The sequence below is a fragment of the Bacteroides ndongoniae genome (assembly GCF_900108345.1).
In the GTDB taxonomy this organism is placed as follows: domain Bacteria; phylum Bacteroidota; class Bacteroidia; order Bacteroidales; family Bacteroidaceae; genus Bacteroides; species Bacteroides ndongoniae.
Genome location: NZ_FNVV01000005.1, coordinates 1 through 1,079, shown reverse-complemented (window position 1 = coordinate 1,079; position 1,079 = coordinate 1). Strand labels below are relative to the sequence as shown.

Annotated in this window: 1 protein-coding gene; it reads left to right on the top strand. The window is 31.0% G+C overall.

Annotated elements, in window-relative coordinates; genetic code table 11:
- Positions 1 to 907, top strand: a 907-nt coding sequence (locus tag BQ5591_RS00045; protein ID WP_205410611.1) for an AbiH family protein, incomplete at its 5' end; no start/stop codon positions are given.
- Positions 908 to 1,079: the final 172 nt, after the last annotated feature.

Sequence of the window (1,079 nt, the reverse complement as noted above, 5' to 3'; positions counted from 1 at the left end):
ACAACTAATGCCATATGCAACATATAGGTTCAACAAAATAATAGCGGCTGAAACTATTAGGTTCATAGTGACAGTCGCTATTGTTGTATATAAAGGTTTAAAACTTGTAGTTTATCGAATGCTTACGGTAGTCTATGATATAGATGCAGAATGGTGGAATGATTTTGAAGTGCAACTTGGGAATCTAGATATCAATAAATTTGTATCAAAATTTACTCCACCAGCTAAGCCCATTGATGAAATTATAGCAGAGGCAAAACGGAAAAGGGAATTTGAGGAAAGGTATAATATACCACCCAGTTTGCATTTGGATTCTTATTGTGCAAAACGGCTTAAAGGTTTGCTTGATGTGTTGCAATATTGTTTTGAAAAATGGGTGGATAACTGCCTGAGGTTGATTACTGACCCTAAATATATCCATATTGAGAAAGAAGATTCATTCTTTATTAATTTTAATTATACGGATGTATTAGAAATGTTATATAAAATACCAGAAGAAAGAGTCCTTCATATTCATGGTCGATCTTCAAAACACGAACGTCTTATATATGGACACAATAAGTTTCTTTATGGAAGTTCAATGAGTTATGACGATGAACAAGTATCTTTTGAATTAAATAAATATCATAAGAATCCATATGAACATATTTTCAAGCATCAAGAATTACAAAAGATACTCAAAGATGTGGAGTATGTGCATATATATGGCTTTTCATTTTCCGCAGTAGATGGAGATTATATGGATTGGTTTTTCAACAATGTTTCCGCTACATCTCAATGGGAAGTTAGTTGGTTCTCTAATGAAGATAAAAACAGAATAGATAAATTCATATTGGATCACTGGAGTTTGAAGGGTAGACTAAAGACTATCAAATTAGAAGAAATAACCCAAACTGGAAAAACTTAGCATATAAAATCATAAACATTAATCATATAAAATAACCTATAATAATACAATACTTCGGTAAATTTTTACCGATAAATAAAAATAAAACAATAGAATCGGTGTTAGCCGGTTCAAAATTACATTAAAGAGATCATTGAAATACTGTCAAGAATGAATCGTTAAGGAGTAAGAA